This window comes from Hydrotalea sp. AMD (assembly GCF_004100315.1).
GTDB lineage: Bacteria > Bacteroidota > Bacteroidia > Chitinophagales > Chitinophagaceae > Hydrotalea > Hydrotalea flava.
In genome coordinates this window covers 93,002-108,973 of the sequence record NZ_SCKY01000002.1, presented here as the reverse complement: position 1 = coordinate 108,973, position 15,972 = coordinate 93,002, and the positions used below count along the sequence as shown (strand labels likewise).

At 35.2% G+C, this 15,972-nt stretch carries 16 protein-coding genes; 4 read left to right on the top strand and 12 right to left on the bottom strand.

The window, feature by feature from the left end:
- Genes EO766_RS02205 through mraZ form a run of 3 tightly spaced genes read right to left on the bottom strand, consistent with a single transcriptional unit; the run spans window position 1 to window position 1,736 of the window.
- Window positions 1-330: an FtsL-like putative cell division protein gene (locus EO766_RS02205; protein WP_074420706.1), complete on the bottom strand. Its 330-nt coding sequence runs from the start codon at window positions 328-330 to the stop codon at window positions 1-3.
- A 17-nt stretch (window positions 331-347) separates the two neighbouring features.
- Window positions 348-1,247, bottom strand: coding sequence for a 16S rRNA (cytosine(1402)-N(4))-methyltransferase RsmH (rsmH, locus tag EO766_RS02200; RefSeq protein ID WP_074420705.1), 900 nt, complete (start codon window positions 1,245-1,247; stop codon window positions 348-350).
- A 30-nt stretch (window positions 1,248-1,277) separates the two neighbouring features.
- The gene (gene mraZ, locus EO766_RS02195) at window positions 1,278-1,736 is read right to left on the bottom strand and encodes a division/cell wall cluster transcriptional repressor MraZ (RefSeq protein ID WP_074417871.1); all 459 of its coding nucleotides are present in this window, start codon (window positions 1,734-1,736) and stop codon (window positions 1,278-1,280) included.
- A gap of 362 nt (window positions 1,737-2,098) precedes the next feature.
- On the opposite strand from mraZ, the gene EO766_RS02190 reads away from it, so the two are divergent.
- Complete coding sequence (locus tag EO766_RS02190; RefSeq protein ID WP_074417872.1) at window positions 2,099-3,355, top strand: S-adenosylmethionine:tRNA ribosyltransferase-isomerase; 1,257 nt, start codon at window positions 2,099-2,101, stop codon at window positions 3,353-3,355.
- Here EO766_RS02190 and EO766_RS02185 read toward each other — a convergent pair.
- From EO766_RS02185 to EO766_RS02145, 9 genes are all read right to left on the bottom strand, one after another.
- A complete protein-coding gene (locus tag EO766_RS02185) occupies window positions 3,352-4,683 on the bottom strand; it encodes a sensor histidine kinase (RefSeq protein ID WP_228733102.1) in 1,332 nt (443 codons plus the stop codon). The genes EO766_RS02190 and EO766_RS02185 overlap by 4 nt on opposite strands.
- Before the next feature lie 110 nt (window positions 4,684-4,793).
- On the bottom strand, window positions 4,794-5,450 hold the full coding sequence (locus EO766_RS02180) for a CoA transferase subunit B (RefSeq protein ID WP_074417873.1): 657 nt from the start codon (window positions 5,448-5,450) through the stop codon (window positions 4,794-4,796).
- A gap of 42 nt (window positions 5,451-5,492) precedes the next feature.
- Window positions 5,493-6,191 (bottom strand): CoA transferase subunit A, encoded by a 699-nt coding sequence (locus EO766_RS02175; RefSeq protein ID WP_074417874.1) that lies wholly within the window; start codon window positions 6,189-6,191, stop codon window positions 5,493-5,495.
- A gap of 163 nt (window positions 6,192-6,354) precedes the next feature.
- Window positions 6,355-6,717: a DUF4296 domain-containing protein gene (locus tag EO766_RS02170; RefSeq protein ID WP_081299037.1), complete on the bottom strand. Its 363-nt coding sequence runs from the start codon at window positions 6,715-6,717 to the stop codon at window positions 6,355-6,357.
- 80 nt (window positions 6,718-6,797) lie between these two features.
- Window positions 6,798-7,721, bottom strand: coding sequence for a type IX secretion system protein PorD (porD, locus tag EO766_RS02165; RefSeq protein ID WP_074417876.1), 924 nt, complete (start codon window positions 7,719-7,721; stop codon window positions 6,798-6,800).
- Entirely contained in the window at window positions 7,714-8,916 is a 1,203-nt protein-coding gene (gene coaBC, locus EO766_RS02160) for a bifunctional phosphopantothenoylcysteine decarboxylase/phosphopantothenate--cysteine ligase CoaBC (RefSeq protein WP_074419970.1), read from the bottom strand. The genes porD and coaBC overlap by 8 nt, the downstream gene beginning before the upstream one ends.
- 80 nt (window positions 8,917-8,996) lie before the next feature.
- Window positions 8,997-9,341 (bottom strand): DNA-directed RNA polymerase subunit omega, encoded by a 345-nt coding sequence (locus tag EO766_RS02155; protein ID WP_068247057.1) that lies wholly within the window; start codon window positions 9,339-9,341, stop codon window positions 8,997-8,999.
- Window positions 9,310-10,161 (bottom strand): outer membrane protein assembly factor BamD, encoded by an 852-nt coding sequence (locus tag EO766_RS02150; RefSeq protein WP_287100653.1) that lies wholly within the window; start codon window positions 10,159-10,161, stop codon window positions 9,310-9,312. The genes EO766_RS02155 and EO766_RS02150 overlap by 32 nt, the downstream gene beginning before the upstream one ends.
- 194 nt (window positions 10,162-10,355) lie before the next feature.
- Window positions 10,356-11,867: an OmpA family protein gene (locus EO766_RS02145; protein WP_074417879.1), complete on the bottom strand. Its 1,512-nt coding sequence runs from the start codon at window positions 11,865-11,867 to the stop codon at window positions 10,356-10,358.
- A gap of 217 nt (window positions 11,868-12,084) precedes the next feature.
- Here EO766_RS02145 and EO766_RS02140 point away from each other — a divergent pair, with 217 nt between their 5' ends.
- The 3 genes from EO766_RS02140 to EO766_RS02130 all read left to right on the top strand — a co-directional run bounded on the left by EO766_RS02140 (window position 12,085) and on the right by EO766_RS02130 (window position 15,895).
- Window positions 12,085-13,047, top strand: coding sequence for a polyprenyl synthetase family protein (locus EO766_RS02140; RefSeq protein ID WP_074417880.1), 963 nt, complete (start codon window positions 12,085-12,087; stop codon window positions 13,045-13,047).
- Window positions 13,048-13,379: 332 nt separating this feature from the next.
- Window positions 13,380-15,077 carry a single-stranded-DNA-specific exonuclease RecJ gene (gene recJ / locus EO766_RS02135; RefSeq protein ID WP_074417881.1) on the top strand — a complete coding sequence of 566 codons (1,698 nt, stop codon included), beginning with the start codon at window positions 13,380-13,382 and terminating at the stop codon, window positions 15,075-15,077.
- A gap of 125 nt (window positions 15,078-15,202) precedes the next feature.
- Entirely contained in the window at window positions 15,203-15,895 is a 693-nt protein-coding gene (locus EO766_RS02130) for a methyltransferase domain-containing protein (RefSeq protein ID WP_074417882.1), read from the top strand.
- The last annotated feature ends 77 nt before the right edge of the window (window positions 15,896-15,972 follow it).

The following is a 15,972-nucleotide window of genomic DNA, read 5'->3' as shown; positions in this document are numbered from 1 at the left end:
CTATTTCTTTTTAGTATATAATTTAACGGGTAATTCTTTGTTAATCTGAATACCCATTGGTTCAACTTTTTTTAAAATTTCTGTTTCTTCAGTTTTAAACATCACTTCACTTTTCAGTGTTTTATATTGATATTGTAAATCTTTGATATCATTTTTTGTTTTACTGATATTTCGAATTGTTTTATCAGCAACATGGCCATTAGCGATATACAGAACTGCCAAAAAACTAATGAATAAAATAAAAAACAGATTATTGGTAATCCATTCAGAATTAAAAAGCCTTTGCAATGGCTTTCCGTTTTTATTTTCTGTTTTATTATTCGTATTCATGGTATTGAATCATGCTTTTATAATTTTTCAGCTACTCTTAGCTTGGCACTTCTGCTCCTTGAATTCATTTTTATTTCACTCTCAGAAGGCACAATTGGTTTTTTGGATATCAGTTCAAACTCCTGTTTTTTGGGCGTTGAAATGAAAGGGTTTTCATCTTCAACTGTTGTTCCTTTAAAATAATTTTTCACCAGCCTGTCTTCTAATGAATGGAAAGTAATAAAAGCCGCACGGCCACTGGTTTTTAATATAGTCGGCAATTGCAGTAATAAATCATTGAGTGCCCCCAATTCATCATTTACTTCTATTCGTAATGCTTGAAATACCTGAGCAAAATATTTATTAGGATTACCCTTTACCATCTCTGCCAAAGCTGCTTTAAACTGTGCAACATTGCTTACGGAGGTATGCTGACGGTATTGAACAATATGCTTGGCTAAAGTTTTAGCATTGGTAACCTCACCGTATTTTTCAAATAACTTGTGTAATTGGTGTTCAGAATAAGTAGCAATAATTTTTTCAGCAGTTAATTCAGAACGACCGTCCATACGCATATCTAAAGGCCCATCGAATCGTATTGAAAACCCCCTTGATGCTTCATTGAACTGATGACTGCTTACACCTAAATCGGCTAAAATACCATCTACCTGAAACACACCATGCAATTTTAAAAATCGTTGTATGTGTCTGAAATTTTCAGGAACAAATACCATACGAGCATCATGCGGAAAATTTTGAAAAGCATCTGCATCCTGATCAAAAGCAAATAACCTACCCTCCGCATTCAGGTGCTTTAAAATTGCAGCAGAATGTCCACCTCCTCCAAAAGTGCAATCAACATAAATGCCATTGGGCTGAATGGCCAGCATATCAATTGTTTCTGAAAGAAGTACTGGTATATGGTAAGTATTATTCATTGTAGCGCAATTAAAAATGTAAAACCATGATTATATACCACCTTCTAAACCCGACATTACTTCTTTGGCTAAATCGCTAAAAGCTTCCGGTGAAAAATCTTCAAAGAGCTGTTTGTATTTACCTGCATCCCAAATTTCAAAACGATCAATAGCTGCTGCTAATACAATATCTTTTTGCAATCCTGCATACTCCTTTAAAGATGCCGGCAATAACATACGGCCGGCGCTATCCAATTCTACTTCAGTAGCACCTCCTAAAAACTGGCGACGGAATTGACGTACTTTTGGATCAAAATCATTTAACCGATTAATCTTAGCAATAATGACTTCCCAGCTTTTAAAAGGATATAGTGTGAGGCATTTTTCAAAACCACGACTGAGGATAAAACGAGACTCCCCTTCCGGCAACTGCTTTTTCAAGCCACCGGGCAAAAGGAAGCGACCTTTCGCATCTACTGTAGCCTCATATTCGCCGTGAAATCCGTTCATTTTTAAAATTGTGGTTTAAAATTACCATTTATTTACACAAAATAACACTTTTTCCCACTTTAAATACAAATTTTGAGTACTTGTATTTATCCACAAAAAATAACAGAGCCAAATCCTTACCTGCATTAACTTTCAGCGATTTTTGATGAAAATTAAGGTGAATTCAATGTGAATTAGTGTGGATAAGCTGCAAAAATGCTGTGAATACAGGCGTTTACAAAACTTATTTTTGAAAATTTAAATGATAAAAACCACCCAAACAGTATTTGCCGAAATGGCTATACCTTGAGTAAAAAAGGATGAATGGATGCTTTATTGAACATTAATCTTTCAAAACACCAGTTATAAAATATTATGTTGTTATGCAGAAATCTATCAACCCACAACAAATTGCTATTCAGGAATACCAGTATGAATTACCGGAAAATGCCATTGCTAAATATCCGTTAGCCAAACGTGATGAAAGTAAATTATTAGTATACAAACAATCAACTATACATACCTCAACCTACCAGCATTTACCTGATTTTTTACCTGAAGATAGTATTTTGATTTTCAACAATACAAAGGTGGTAGAAGCGAGATTGTTATTCACTAAATCAACCGGCAGCACTATTGAAATATTTTGTTTAGAACCTTTTGATACGCACAAAGATATTACAATAGCCATGCAACAAACCGGTAATGTACAATGGAAATGCCTGATTGGTGGTGCAAAAAAATGGAAAGAAACCATATTGGAAAAAGTAATTACAATGCCTAACGGTACTCTATTGCTGCAAGCAGCAAAAAAAGAGGTATTAGACGAGGCAGGAACTTATTTGGTAGAATTTAATTGGAATGATGCAAATGTCAGCTTCGCTGAAATATTGCATTTTGCCGGTATTATACCATTACCCCCCTACTTGAACAGAGCAACGGAACAAGAAGATGCTATTCGGTATCAGACTATTTATGCTGAGAAAGATGGTTCGGTAGCAGCACCTACTGCAGGGCTTCATTTTACACCAGAATTAATGGATGCATTGAAACAAAAAGGAATACAAACCGATTATGTAACATTGCATGTTGGCGCCGGAACCTTTAAACCCGTGAAAGCTGCTTATTTAGCCGCACATGAAATGCATGCTGAGTTTATAGATGTTTCAAAACAGTTTATACAACATATACAAATGCAATTGAATTATCCAATTGTTGCAGTTGGCACCACTTCATTAAGAACCCTGGAATCACTTTATTGGATTGGTATAAAAATTCATCAGTATTATCAAAAAAACAAAACACTCAATTCTTTACAGGATATCACAGTAGAGCAATGGCTACCCTATCAACAACAGGAAAATGTTTCTATAGATCAGGCACTTAACTATATTCTACAATGGATGGATATTCAGGGTAAAGAAAGGCTCATTACAAAAACAAGTATCATCATTGTTCCAGGGTATGATTTTAAATTAGCAAAAGGTATTATTACTAATTTTCATCAACCACAATCTACTTTACTGTTATTAATTGCAGCGATGATTGGTGATGACTGGAAGCGTGTTTATGATTATGCACTGAACAATTCTTTCAGATTTTTAAGTTATGGTGATGGCAGTTTGCTTTGGAGGATTTAAGCAGTTACACCAACAGGCATTTCTATAGTAAAGGTTGTTCCCTTACCAAGGGTACTATCCACTCTTATTTTACCCTTGTGCGCATCAATTACGGTTTTAACATAACTCATGCCCAAGCCGAACCCTTTTACATTGTGCACATTACCGGTATGGGCCCTGTAAAATTTTTCGAAGACACGCTTCATGGTTTCCTTACTCATTCCAATACCATTGTCTTCTATCATAATAACAATATATTTATTGGTACTGTGTGTTGTAATTTTTATTTCAAGATTATCTTTTGAATATTTAATGGCATTATCAATCAGGTTCGATAATAAGTTGGAAAAATGAACTTCATCGGCCACCAGCATATCATTTTTTGCATTGAGTTGTAATACTACTTTGGCTTCTTTTTCCTTCAGTTGTAATTGATAATTTTCTACAATTTTACGTATCAGTTCATGCAAATGCAGTTGTATCTTTTTTAATTGCAGCTCCTGTTTTTCTGTAATAGCAGCCTGCAATATGGTTTCAACATGCTTATTCATTCTTTTATTTTCTTCTTTGATAATGCCACTGAAATAATTCAGCTTTTCTCTATCACTCTGCACTTTTTCATTTCTGATAGCATCAACCGCCAAGGATATGGTAGCCAATGGTGTTTTAAACTCATGCGTCATATTATTAATAAAATCACTCTTAATTTCGCTCAATTTTTTTTGATTTAAAAGTGTTCGCAGTGTAACAAAGAAAGCAGCAATAATTATAAGCATGAAAACTGCAGCACCGGCAATGATCCATTTCAGTGAATCCCAAACCTGTTTTTGAAAATCAGGAACAATGATAATTAAATTTTCATAAGGTCCAATCCCTTCTAAATCGCTGCCAGTTTCAGGTACCACCGGTACAAAAATTCTTCTGTTGTGTAATGTATCCCAGAATTCTTTTTCAAAGCCTGCTGATTTCATTTCTATTTCATCATTATTATTGGTAATGGCAAACTCAAAATTCAAATCTTTAATATTGGCTTTGTGAAATGCACTGCGTAATTTATGATCAACATCTTGTTGTGAAAATCGGTCGCTGATGGCAGGTGGTTTTATTAAACTTAAAAAATCATTGGCAATTCTAAAACCGGGTCGTTTTGGAAAACGAAGCGAAGGGGTATAATGCATACTCTTACTTAAATCAATAGCCACATTTACACAGGCTTCTTTTACATTTCGCTGTAACTGTTCCTGTCTTACTGCCAGTAAATTTTTTAACCAGGATGCTTGTAGAAGAAAAAGCCCGAAAAGGGAAAGAGATATCAAAACAACAATAAGCGGTAATGTTTTCTTCATCATGTATTTCAAATATAAAACCCTGACAAGAAATATGGAACAATCTGTTGGTTATTATCATGCTTTTAACTTATTTACCGGATATACCAGGTAAATAGAGTTTACTTAGAAAGTTAAATATGCATATCCGGAACATTAGCCGGGCAAACTAACCTGCCCAATGTTTTGGCTTTAATTTCTTCAACAGATACGCCCGGAGCCTTTTCTTTTAATAAAAAACCTTTGGGTGTAATTTCTAATACTGCTAAATCGGTTACAATTTTCTTCACGCATCGCAGTCCGGTAAGGGGCAAAGTACACGCAGGCAAGAGTTTGCTCTCACCTTTTGGATTGGTATGCATCATTGCTACAATAATATTTTTGGCACTGGCCACTAAGTCCATAGCGCCACCCATTCCTTTCACCATTTTACCCGGTATTTTCCAATTGGCAATATCTCCATTTTCACTCACCTCCATCGCACCTAATACAGTTAAATCTATCTTACCCGCCCGAATCATGCCAAAACTTTCTGCACTATCAAACAAAGCGGCACCTTTAATGAGTGTTACGGTTTCTTTTCCGGCATTAATTAAATCAGGATCTATTTCAGCTTCGGCAGGGTAAGGCCCCATTCCTAAAATGCCATTCTCTGATTGAAATATAACGGTGATGGATTGGGGTACATAATTGGCAACTAATGTTGGTATACCAATTCCTAAATTAACATACATGCCGTCTTGCAGTTCCTGCGCAATTCTTTTGGCAATTCCATATTTATCTAATGCCATAAAAAATGATTTAATGATGTTGAGAGAAATTTGAAAAAATATTTACTTCTCCATTCTTACTGTTCTTTTTTCAATTCTTTTTTGATAATGCCACCCCTGAAAAATCCTGTGTATATAAATGCCGGCAACATGTACCTCATCGGGATCTATTTCACCGGGTTGAACCAATTCTTCTACTTCTGCAATGGTAATATTACCGGCCTTTGCCATTGAAGTTGAAAAATTACGGGTTGTTTTTCTGAATACAAGATTTCCCATAGTATCTCCTTTCCAGGCTTTAACTATTGCAAAATCGGCATGCAGGGCTAACTCCATTAAATAGGGTTTATTATTAAAGTACCGTACTTCTTTACCAATTGCTACTTCTGTACCAAAACCTGCTGGTGTATAAAAGGCAGGAATGCCCATGGCGGCCATTTGTATTCTTGTGGCAAGTGTACCTTGTGGAATTAAATCAACTTCTAATTCTCCTTCCAATAATTGCCTTTCGAACTCTGCATTCTCGCCTACATAACTGCTAATCATTTTTTTTATCTGTTTTTTTTGCAGCAGAAGGCCTAAACCAAAATCATCTACTCCTGCATTATTGGAAATACAGGTTAAATTTTGAATACCCTTTTGTACAAGGGCAGCAATACTATTTTCAGGAATACCATTTAAGCCAAAACCACCCAACATAATGGTGGCACCTTCATGAATATCTTTGATGGCTTCTTGTGCATTTAAAACAACCTTATTCATACCTTACCATTTAAAATATGTATTGCAGCAATGCATGCATCATTCAAAAAAAACGAACATCTGCTTAGATGGTATGATGCATTTGATTATAACCGTTCTTATGCAAGATAAGGCAAATAATTAAGCCATAAAACGTAATGTTCTATAAAAAATTAATCTGTGCCTATTTATGAGTAGGTTGGGTATCAACAGATTTAAGTGTAACTCTTCTACCATATGCAGAAAGTGAGTCCACTAGTTTTTTCATTTTATCAGGATGTTGTTCATAATATGAGAGGCTATGATAAAAACTGCTTTTGGTAATATGATGCCAATAGAAAACCTGTTCAAATTGTTTACGGTCGTCTCTAATTTTTTTAAAAACGGTATCCTGCCCGGCTTTCATATTATTCCATTCATTTACATTCAGCAAATCCCACATTACCACTTTCATGGTATCAAAATTCAGTACAGGCATTTCTGATTTATGGCTATTACAGGCCATCAGGTAAATTATTAAACAAATTATCATTAATATCTTCTTCATTTTATCTATTCATGCAGGTGTTTGGCAAAATTTTATAAGCTTTAGTTATTTTATTTTTTATCAATACATTTTAAATTATATTATTGTAATTGTTCTTTATATTTTGTTGCATTTCCAACATCTAAATTGGTAAAAACATCCAGCGCTTTTAGTTTGTCATCGGAATTTGCTTTTACAAAAAGGCCAATTAATTCCTGCACTTTTGTTTGCATAAAAAATTGAACAAACATGGTATTGGGATGTTCTCTGTTAAATGACTGTAATAAATTCAAAGCCTGTAAAATTCCGGAGCGTGCCTGCAATTCATTATCATACATATTATCAAGTCCCAATCGGTAATAATCATAAATTACAGTATGAATAATATTGTTGGCATTGTTGGTTAAATTATCTACCAGCCAATATCTGTTTCTCAATCCATCAAATGCACGCCATCCGCTAATACTGGCATCTTCAGGTGCATTGTTTACTATATTTTGTGCTTTTAAAAAATAGGGTTGTCCTGCTTTGGGAGCAAATGAATCATAATCCAATCCAATGATTACATAGGCATAATAAGCCAGCACAGCAGTTAAGTTAGCTACCAAAGGGTCATTGCCCTGTACTCTGCTATCATTAAATTCTATGGGTTGAAATTCTATGTACTTGAATGTTATATCCTGATCTTGAAAATTTACCAATGCTGCCTGATAGGTACTATTGTATACAGGCCTTGCTGCCTGAATAATCAATGATGCACTAAATACATTGGTTTGTGGCATTGATTCAATATTGAATAAAAAACTGCAAACAATTTTTTCAGCAGGATTAAATTGATCATCTGTCCACTTCCTGCTATTTAAAAAATTGGTTAATTGCGATTGAAGTGTATTGAATATTTTTTTATCGATGGTAGTATTTACCCTGCTTGCATTAATGGTTACTTTGGCCTGTAATTCCTGTGCCGTAATGCCAGTACTTAAACCCAAGCAAAGCAATAAAAATATGATAAATATGCTACGCATCTAATTCTTCACTTATGTATAAAACAATGTCTTTTGCCAGTTCTGTTTTAGACTTTAATGCCATCTTTTCTGTTCTGCCATTTTTTGAAATAATGGTAATTTGATTGGTGTCATATCCAAAACCGGCTTGTGCATCATTGAGTGAATTTAGTACAATACTATCAATTTTTTTTACATTTAATTTTTCTAAGGAATTTTTAAGTTCTTGCTCTGTTTCTAAGGCAAAACCCATAATGTATTGATGCGCAGTTTTCTGCTTTCCGAGCAATGCAAGGATATCAATAGTTTTAACCAATGGAAGAAGCCATTCCGATTCGTTTTTACCCTTTTTAATTTTTTGAGTTTCTTTTTTTAGTGGTGTATAATCTGCCACAGCTGCATTCATGATAATAATTTGTGCTTGCCGCGCTTCTATCATGCACTGTTCCAACAATTCATTGGCAGTAGTAATATGAACCAACTTAATTTCTTTGAATGAAGAATACAATGCAGTGGGGCCGGTTATTAAAACAACGTTGGCACCTTCCAGATAACAGGCTTCAGCTATGGCGAAACCCATTTTTCCGGAAGAATGATTTCCAATAAATCGAACAGGGTCTATTGGTTCATATGTAGGACCAGCAGTTACCAGAACAGTTTTGTTTTTTAATAATGTACCTCTAAAAAACTGACTAATTAAAAAGTTTACAATGGTTTCAGGTTCAGCCATTCGGCCCTCACCTACTAAGCCACTGGCCAACTCACCATTTTCAATAGGAATAAAATGAACACCATCTGATGCTGCATGCTGAATATTTCGTTTTGTAGCAGGATGTAACCACATGTCTTCGTCCATAGCAGGAGCCGCTACAACCGGACAAGTAGCAGAAAGATAAACGGCCATCAATAAATTATCGCATATTCCGTTGGCAATTTTTGCAAGACTGTTTGCACTGAGTGGTGCAATTAAAAATACATCGGCCCAACGGCCTAACGCCACATGGTTTGCCCAGGTTGACGATTCGGTTAAATTTTCTAATACCGCATTTTTACTGAGTGTTTCTAATACCAACGGACTCACAAAATTTTTTGCAGATGCAGTCATAATAACCTTTACTTCTGCACCGGATTTTACCAGCAACCGAACCAAATAAATTACTTTATAGGCAGCAATACTACCGGTAATACCTATTAATATTTTTTTCCCTTTCAACATGGTATTTTAATTAAACTGCAAATAACAAAAAAGGCAGTATATATACTGCCCTTTTATCAATTTTAATACATTTTGTTGCTTTATCTGAATAAATCGTTATCGTTATTTAAACGGTAGTAAATTTTTCCTTCCATAAATTCATTTAAAGCAAGAATTGCCGGATTGGGCATTTTCTCGTAGGCACGAGAAATCTCTATTTGTTCTTTATTTTCATGAATTTCTTCCAGACTGTCGGTATGGCTAGCAAATTCATCTAATTTATTATGCAACTCTTCCCGAATGGTAATGTTAATTTGATTGGCCCTTCTGGCAACAATTGCAATAGACTCATAAAGATTACCGGTGATATCTTTAATATCTTTCAAACTTTTAGGTTCAACAGAGCTAGGTATATTAGCGCTGAGCTGTCTTCTTAGTTTGCTCATTTTGTAGGTTTTTAATTAAATTATTTGTTTCTGTATTAATTTTTGTAATTTCTGTAGTGTATTTACTTCCCTGAAAACGATCCAAAAAATCTGAACAATCGGCTTTTACTTTTTCAAATCTTTCCAATTGTTTATCAGGATAACTCATTTCGGCATATTTAAAATATGAACGTACTGACTGATATTTATATAAATCACCATTTTTTGAATCGGGATAATTATCTAAAACTCCTGAAAATGTTATAGCAGCCGCCTTAAAATAACCTAAATTATAATAGAGCTGGGCATTTAAGAAATCTTTTGTTTCTAATTTTTCCCGACATAAATCAATAATTTTATTTGCTTCTTTTATTTTAGATGAACCGGGATGCATGTTAATGAATGCCTGCATTAAACCAATTGCCTTATTGGTATTTGTTTGATCTAATTCCGGTTTGGGCGATTGCTTATAATAAGTATATGCCCGCATGTACTCACACTCTTCGCTTTTTGCACTGGAAGGAAACGTTTCAGTGAATGTTTTAAAATAATTTTCAGCGTTCAAATAATCTTTTTGATAATAATAACAATAAGCCAGTTTGTAGTACATGTCTTCATACCGATCAGTTCCTTTTACATAAGGGAACAAATCTTCAAAGAGCTGCTGAGCAAAATTATATTTTTTATTTACATAATATTGTTCGGCCATTTTGAATTTATAGTCAATATCCTTACTCTTTAAAATCTGCGAGAATCGGTGACTTTTTTGAAACTTCACTCCTTTTCTGGAACAAGCAGCAAATCCCAAAATTATTAATGAAAACAATACAAGTTTCTTCATACAAGTTTGCGAAGGTAAATAATTTTGGCAATATAAATACGCAGCTTTAAAACATACGTTAATATTCTTGAAAAGTACCCCAATTTACAGGAAAATGAAGCTATTATGGATAGGCAAGGTAAAAACCTTCTCTTTATCTAAACATAAAAAAGCCCCAAAATTGGGGCTTTTTTAAAAATATGCTGATTAATTATTTAGTTTCTGCTTCTCAAGTTCGGATGTGGAGCAGGTACTGTATTAGGACCTTCTTCGGTTGTGCCTTGCAAATCAATGGTATTAGCATCACCGGAACCACCATCGTAAGAGAAAATGAATCTGCTTTCAGAAATACCTTGTTTATCAACTAAGTATTTAATTACAGCATTTACTCTTTCCCATGCCATTTGCTGAGCTGCTTTGCTGGCAGCGGGGTGACCAATTACTTTTACTTTACAATCTGGGTTTGCTTTAATGCTTGCGGCGGCAGCATCTAATAATTGCATTGCTTCTTTGGTTAATTTATCACCTCTTTTAAATTGTATGCTGGGTAAGCTACTGATGTTACAAACCGGTGCTTTTTGCATGTTTGCAATCATATCTCTTAACTCTTTGCAACAAGCTGGTTCAGGACAAGTACCAACACCATCTGCATTTACCGGGAAACAACTTTGTGGTGTTAAAATTTCTTTATCTCTGTAGTCAGGAACGCCATCACCATCAGTATCTTTTGCTCTACCATGGCTATCAACAGGTGCACCGGCTGGTGTATTGGGTTCTAAGTCGAATTGATCAGTTACACCATCACCATCTGCATCAGGCAATACAACCTTTGGCATTTTCATATGCTTGGGGCTATTCAGCTCATTGTACTCATAATTGTAAGGGTTAATCCACCATAAGGGTTGTACTCTTTTGGCAGTTTTACCTAAGTTAATGTTTAAATGAGCAGTTGAGAAGCTGTATTGGTCTCCTGAATTACCTACTTTGTTACCATCTAAATAATCATTACCGAACATGGGAACAGTGAATCTTTGTTCAATTCCGATATTTACACGGTTACTGATTTTATAAGATACACCACCACCATAGCTTAAGCCATGCATTAAAGCCCAGGTATGTCTGCCATTTACAGCAGGTGCATCATTGGGAAAATTAGAGGTACCAATTAAATTAGTTTGTGGATAATACAAGTTATGCAGTGAACCACCCTGGTTGGTCATTACTCTGGTATAAATTAAAGAATAACCTCCAAAAACATAAACATCCCATTTTGGATTGCCTCTGTAATGACTCATAGAATTTAAAGACGCGATGGCATCAATAGAACCCATGTGGGTATAGTTTTTAGCCCATACGGTAGTTTTACTGCTGGGAATAGAAACAATGGAACCATTGTAAGCACCTCTAATCGAGAATACATGACTGATGGATTTACGAAGAGAAATTCCACCTACAATACCACCATTGTATCCGCCAGCTAAAATGGCCCGGTCACCTAAAATGAAAGAACTACCGGCACTTAAACCTAACTCCCACTGATCGCGGGGTTTAGCCGGGTAAGGGTATTGGTTGTTTAGAAACTCATTGTACTGAGGTATCCTTTTAGTAGGAACTTTAGAACTGTCTTTCCAGTCCCAACCCCAATCAGTTGATGTTTGCGCAAATCCAATGCTCTGAAACAGAACAAACATTGCTGCAAATAACGAAATGTACTTTTTGCTTGCCATAGCTTATGTTTAATGTTGATGATAAAATTCCCGACAAAAGTATTATAATCGGAATGAACAATCAAATTTTATATTATGTTTTTACAGAACTGCCTAAAAAGACAGTTTATTTCTGAAAAACGTTGCATCTGCAAAATTATTGTAAGTTATGGCTAATTAACACACTATATTATTCTGCTGCACATAATTATTATATTGCACCACTATACAAAAAGCTATGAAATTAGCCCTTCAGGTAATAAAAGACGAGTTGGATGAATTTGAAAAGCACTTTAAAGAGGCTGTACAAAGCAGGGTACCGCTGTTAGATCGGATTATGCAATATATTGTTAAAAGAAAAGGAAAGCAATTGCGGCCTATGTTTGTTTTACTCAGCGCCAAACTAGGGGCACCGGTAAATAAAAGTACATATAGGGCTGCTTCTTTGGTAGAATTATTGCATACGGCCACTTTGGTTCATGATGATGTGGTGGATGAATCAATGGAAAGACGTGGTTTTTTTTCCATCAATGCCTTATGGAAAAATAAAGTTGCCGTTTTAGTAGGCGATTACCTTTTATCAAAAGGTTTATTGCTTTCGCTGAGCAATCATGATTTTGGCGTTTTACAAATTATGTCAGAGGCAGTTAAACAAATGAGTGAAGGCGAATTGCTGCAAATGGAAAAATCGCGAAACCTGAATATAAATGAGGCCATTTATTTTAACATTATTAAAGGAAAAACTGCCTCATTATTAGCCTCTGCCTGTGCCGCAGGTGCCTCTACCACATTCAATAATCCGGAGCAAATTGAACAAATGCGTTTGTTTGGCGAAAAAGTAGGCATGGCGTTCCAAATAAAAGACGACCTTTTTGATTATGGCACTTATAATATAGGCAAACCTACCGGCAATGATATAAAAGAAAAAAAATTAACCTTACCACTCATTTATACCTTGAATAATATACCTATAAAGGAAAGGAAAGCTTTGATGTACATACTGAAAAACGAAAATAAAAACAAGGTAAAAGTGCAACAGGTGATTCAAGAAGTCATGAAACACGGCGGTATTCAATACACCATTGAAATCATGAATCAATACAGGGATGAAGCTTTAAAAATTTTACACCAATTTCCTGAATCAGAAGTACGCAGTGCATTAGAAGAATTGGTTCGTTTTACTACAGACAGAAAATATTAGTACCTCACTTATTTTTTACCTAACGTGTTGTGCTATTAAAATCAGTTTTCGTTTGAAACTCATTGCCTAATGGTGTTTCAGTAAACTATGTATAACTAATTGATATTGAGCAAAGTTTATTGAAACCTATGCCCAGTAAGATTTTCAGGGCGTAATAGCACAACACGTTTTTTACCTAATCATTTTCAGAAACATCAGCATATACATTGGTTCTTCATGCTGTAACTGTTTTTTTTTGATTCATTGAAAAGCCAGAGCCTGAAAATGAATTGTATAAAATTAAATGATATCTTCATTCCCATTGTTTGTTGTACCAATAAAGTAATTTAAATATGGAGAAACGATGGAAAATGCCCGTTTGGGATGCCAATGCTGTTTTGCAATTACAATCTTCTTTAAAAGTAAATCAGGTTATCTGCCAAATTTTGGTTCAAAGAGGTATTGATAATTTTGAGAAAGCCAAACAATTTTTTCGCCCACAATTAACCGATTTACACAGCCCCTGGCTAATGAAAGATATGGATAAGGCTGTACAGCGTATTCTGAATGCTTTTCAACAAAACGAAAAAATTTTAGTGTATGGCGATTACGATGTAGATGGCACCACTTCTGTTGCCTGCATGTTCCGATTCTTACAATCTGTTTATCCGAATGTGGCTTTTTATATTCCCCATCGTTACAGAGAAGGATATGGTGTTAGTCAACAAGGCATTCATTATGCCCAAGAGCATGGATTTTCATTAATTATTTCATTAGACTGTGGTATAAAAAGCATAGAACTTATTCAATATGCAAAAGATCTATCAATAGATTTTATTGTTTGCGACCACCATTTACCAGACAAACAACTACCCCCTGCGGTTGCCATCCTTAATCCGAAACAAAAAAATTGTGCTTATCCCTACAAAGAACTGTGTGGCTGCGGAGTAGGGTTTAAATTAATTACAGCATTGGCTGAAAAACTCGGATTATCTGATACAATACCATTTCAATATATTGATTTGGTTGCCTGTGCCATTGCTGCAGATATTGTGCCCCTTACAGGGGAAAACAGAACACTGGCTTATTTTGGATTAAAAAAAGTAAATGAAAACCCTTGTATAGGCATTAAAGCCCTGTTGCAACTTGCCGGCATCCAAAAAGAACTACATATTAATAATCTTGTTTTCATTATTGCTCCAAGAGTAAATGCAGCCGGTAGAATGGATGATGCTAAAAAAGCCGTTCAGTTATTCATTGAACAGGATATGCAAGCAGCATTGCAATTAGCAGAAATGTTGCACAACGACAATACTGACCGAAAAGAAGCAGATACCACTATTACAGCAGAAGCACTGTCATTAATTCAGGATGATGCAAATCACACACATAAAAAAACGACCGTAGTATATCAGGAACACTGGCATAAAGGAGTAGTAGGCATTGTGGCAAGCAGATTAATTGAAAAACATTATCGCCCCACAATTGTACTGACCAAAAGTGGCGAATACCTTACCGGCAGTGCAAGAAGTGTGGCCGGTTTTAACCTGTATGAAGCCATTCATGCCTGCAGGGATTATTTAATTGGTTATGGCGGCCATTTTGCCGCTGCAGGATTAACTTTAAAACCCGAAAACTTAATTACATTCAGCAATGCATTTGAAGCCATTGTAAATGAAACCATTGATCCAGATCTGCTTACCCCCGAAATTATAGTTGATGCGGTGATTACACTCAATGATATTACAATGGGGTTCTATAATATCATTTGCCAAATGGAGCCTTTTGGACCGGAAAACATGCAACCTGTTTTTATGATAGAAAAACTTACTGATACCGGCTACTCTAAAATTGTAAAAGAGGAACACATTCGCTTTGTATTAAAACAAAATAATAGTACTATTACCGGCATTGGCTTTAATATGGCGCATTTTTTTTCTTTATTAGAATCACAACAGCCTATAGATATTGTTTGCACAATTGACCTGAATGAATATATGGGAGAAAAAAAATTACAATTACGGGTAATGGATATTAGACCGTCAAAATAAGTCAAAATAAATTGTACATCGCAGTAAAAAAATGCTATTATTCTTTCACAATTTTAAATAGAACATTTGAAAAACTTTATTCAAAAACAGCATTGTTCCTGTGTTCACACCAAAAATATTTGCAGATGAAAATATTGCAACACATATCTTATTTCTGGTACATTGCCATTAACTGGAATACTAGGATTGCCTGGTATATTGTTAGAAACGAATGGCGCGGAGAAAAAAAATATAGCATTCATTCAACCGGCCATGATGAATTAAAACATTTAGCACTTGCTGATGTAAACATAGAGCACGCAAGTATTTATATGCCCGTCGATTTTACACTTTTAGAAACCGGATTTCAACAATTACAGTTACCACATTTGCATTTCATAGATTTCGGATGTGGCAAAGGAAGAGCCTTATGTGTTGCAGCTCATTTTGGTTTCAACAACATTACCGGAATTGAACTATCACCGCAATTGTATAAGGATGCGCAAAATAATATTGCCCTAACGCAACATTTGTTTCCGCATGTAAATTTTCATTTGATAAATAACGATGCCTTTTACACTCCAATCCCATCTACCGCAAATTGCTTATTCTTTTACAATCCCTTTGATGAAATGATTATGCAGCAGGTTGTTTTGAATATCGATAAAAGTCTGCTCGAACATCCACGATCTATTGAAGTTATCTACATAACCCCCATGCACAAAAATTTATTTCTTGAAAAAGGGTATACTGAAACATTCCATCAACGAATTCAGAAATATATGGAAATCAGCATTCTAAAAAAAGAGGATGTATCTAAAGCAAAAAGAAGGGGCTGAGATTTGCATAAACGAAAATTTTCTCCATCCCCCCTCCTTACAGAATAAAAAGAGGCTGCATAGCACTTTTGATGCAG